Annotated in this window: 3 protein-coding genes; all 3 read left to right on the top strand. The window is 56.1% G+C overall.

Translation table 11 applies throughout. The annotated features are described in order from the left end of the window. The first annotated feature begins 234 nt into the window (after positions 1-234). Positions 235-1,362, top strand: a complete 1,128-nt coding sequence (locus tag ACOI1H_RS24645) for a cysteine desulfurase family protein (RefSeq protein WP_422440882.1) — start codon at positions 235-237, stop codon at positions 1,360-1,362. Beyond that, positions 1,359-2,267: a DUF4007 family protein gene (locus ACOI1H_RS24640; RefSeq protein WP_422440880.1), complete on the top strand. Its 909-nt coding sequence runs from the start codon at positions 1,359-1,361 to the stop codon at positions 2,265-2,267. The genes ACOI1H_RS24645 and ACOI1H_RS24640 overlap by 4 nt, the downstream gene beginning before the upstream one ends. Next, a partial coding sequence (locus ACOI1H_RS24635) for a hypothetical protein (RefSeq protein WP_422440878.1) occupies positions 2,264-2,731 on the top strand: 468 nt, incomplete at its 3' end. The genes ACOI1H_RS24640 and ACOI1H_RS24635, both read left to right, overlap by 4 nt.

The following is a 2,731-nucleotide window of genomic DNA, read 5'->3' as shown; positions in this document are numbered from 1 at the left end:
GTCAAGCAAGAAGACATTAAACGAATAAACTATTCTTAAACAAAACAATAATGCCCATTCGCTCTCGTTCAGATTGACCTATACAACGTTATTTTATAAGATATTTTTGTAGTCGGATTAAGATATAGGAGCTAACGAAGTTGCTAACACTACCGCGAAAAATTCAGCGGTTCCGCGGAAAAACTTCGCACTTTGGCTTACACAGGGGCATCAGGATGGCTCCATATAGGACTTATGTCAGACCTGATTGACCTTGATAACAACGCAACGACCCCCGTCTTGCGCGCTGTGCGTGATGCAATGATGGACGCGTTGGCACCAACGATTGCCAACCCCTCGAGCAGCCATCGCCACGGCCGTGCCGCACGGGCTATGATCGAAAGTGCGCGCATCGATGTCGCTGCGATGGCTGGGTTTGACCCGGAACAAGTTATCTTTACCTCGGGTGCAACCGAAGGGAACGACGCCGTTCTTCGGCACTATCGGGGCCGACTTTTGGTGACAATGGCGGGGGCTCATCCTTCTCTGGTCGGAGGGCACGATGGGCCGAAAAGGTTGGGGAGCATCGATCGGGAGGGACGCCTCGATCTGGAAGCATACGAAAGCGTGCTTCGGGAGGAAGGGTCATGCGTTGTGGCCTTGGCCATGGTCAACGGCGAAACCGGCGTCACCCAACCTGTCGCGGAAATCTGCGAAATTTCTAAACGACATGGCGCCGTGATCCTCATTGACACTGCCCAGGCCGTCGGCCGTGTTCCCGCAGATTGGTTCGATTTTGAAGCAGACTATCTCACATTTTCAGCCCACAAAATGAATGGCCCAAAGGGCATTGGCTGCCTGATTGTCGGTAGTGGAGCCTCAATTCCGCATCTCGCATCAGGAGGTGGACAAGAGCGCGGCCGAAGATCGGGCACTGAAAATGTGCCGGGCATCGCCGGTTTTGGGGCCGCCTGCCGAAAACGCCTCGAAAATCTCGACGCAGACATTGCTCGGATGGCTGATCTCAGGGATCGCCTCGAAGGACATATCCAAGCGAAACTTCCCTTCGCATGGATCAATGCTCAGAAATCCCCCCGTGCCGCCACGACAACGAGCCTGACAGTTCCTGGGGTTGACGGGATGGCGCTCATTGCGCGTCTCGACGCCATGGGTGTGCTTTGCTCGCAGATTTCCGCCTGCTCATCGGGACGACCTGAACCATCGGCGACACTCATGGCTATGGGACTGAGCGAAAAAGACGCCTTTTCTACCATCCGGCTGTCCGTTTCGGTTCAAACGAGCACATCTGATATAGATCGTGCAGCTGAGATAATCGTGCAAGAAGCGCTGTTCCTAAACGGCATCATGGGAGGTGCAGCATGAAATTCGGCGGGCACGAGACATTCTTTCTACGCCCCGGCTGGCTGACCAAGGGCCTCACACTGGTTCAGGCGGATGTAAATGTCACCTGGAATAGCGATCGCGCGTCCGATGTGATGGGTGTCGGCCGCAACATGTCAAAATCGATCGGCTGGTGGCTGTCCCGGACTGGGACGTCACATCGTGCAGAGCGCAACCAACCGCTCACGCTGACACCGCTCGGCAAAGGAATCCTCGAAAACGATCCATATCTCGTTCAGCTCGCAACTTGGTGGCTTCTCCACTTTCAGTTGGTCCTGAACGGACCAAACGATGTTTTCTCGTGGTTTTTTGGTTCGCGTGCGGACCCGCGCTTTACGCGCGCTGCCCTTGAAGGATCGCTTCACGCACAGATCGAGCGCAGCGGAGAAAAGATGCCCGCGGCGATGACCCTCCATCGCGACATCGCCGTTCTCCTTCAATCTTACGGTCGGCCGCTTCCGGCACCATCTGTCGACCCGGAGGATAATCTGGACTGCCCGTTTCGCCGTCTGGACCTGATTGTCCACCGGACCGATCTCGATGTGTTCGAGCGTCGCAGTGCATTGTCGGTCATCGCCCCGGAAGCCCTTTGCTTCGGTCTGCTCAGCACGCTGACATTGGCGGAAGACAGCGACTATGTCGACATCCCCCTTGATCACATGGGCGCTCTGAGTCGTCTCGGTGTTGCTACAGGTCGCAGTGTGGACGCGGTTGCAGATGCTATCGCTGCCGCAGCGGGCACACTGGATGACGATCTTCTCACGATCAGGCAGCTTGCCGGACTGCGCATGGCGCGTGTTCGCGTCCTTCCAGGGGAAGATTGGCTGAAGCTCCATATCCATCGAACCAGTAATCTTTCCGAGGCAAAGAAAGGACGTGCCGCATGACCTTTCTTAAGTCCATTAGCCTGGCCGAAGATCTGTCCGTTCCTTTCAGGGCCTGCCACTACCGCCCGACGTCAAAATCCATCGACATCATTCGATCTATAATCGGCATGCGCGGAAGCCTCGCAACTTCCGTGGTCGCTACTTACGGAAGCGGAAAGTCCCTTGCCGCAATGGTCGCCAGCCTTGTCGTCGAGTGTGATCCGGACAAGCTCGATGCCTTGGAGCCGGCGCACCACCGTCTCATGAAATTCGACCATGACCTGGCAGGCTGGATGGAAGTCCGAAAAGAGCGGGGTCACCGAGGCATCGTCATCCCGCTTGCGGGCCATGTCTCCGATCTTCCAAAGGCTCTAATGGATGGCATCGGCGACATTCCGGTGGCAACAATGGCCGAAGCCCTTCGTGCCCTCGAGCGCCACCTTTCTCGTAACCAGGCTGATCGTCTGGCAATCATCTGGGACGAA

The organism is Loktanella sp. DJP18 (genome assembly GCF_049310965.1).
Classification (GTDB): Bacteria; Pseudomonadota; Alphaproteobacteria; order Rhodobacterales; family Rhodobacteraceae; genus Loktanella.
This window is presented reverse-complemented; position numbering and strand designations above follow the sequence as displayed.

Coding starts and splice junctions, on each gene's coding strand:
- ACOI1H_RS24645 (WP_422440882.1), top strand. CDS start 235: ATGTCAGACCTGATTGACCTTGATAACAACGCAACGACCCCCGTCTTG.
- ACOI1H_RS24640 (WP_422440880.1), top strand. CDS start 1,359: ATGAAATTCGGCGGGCACGAGACATTCTTTCTACGCCCCGGCTGGCTG.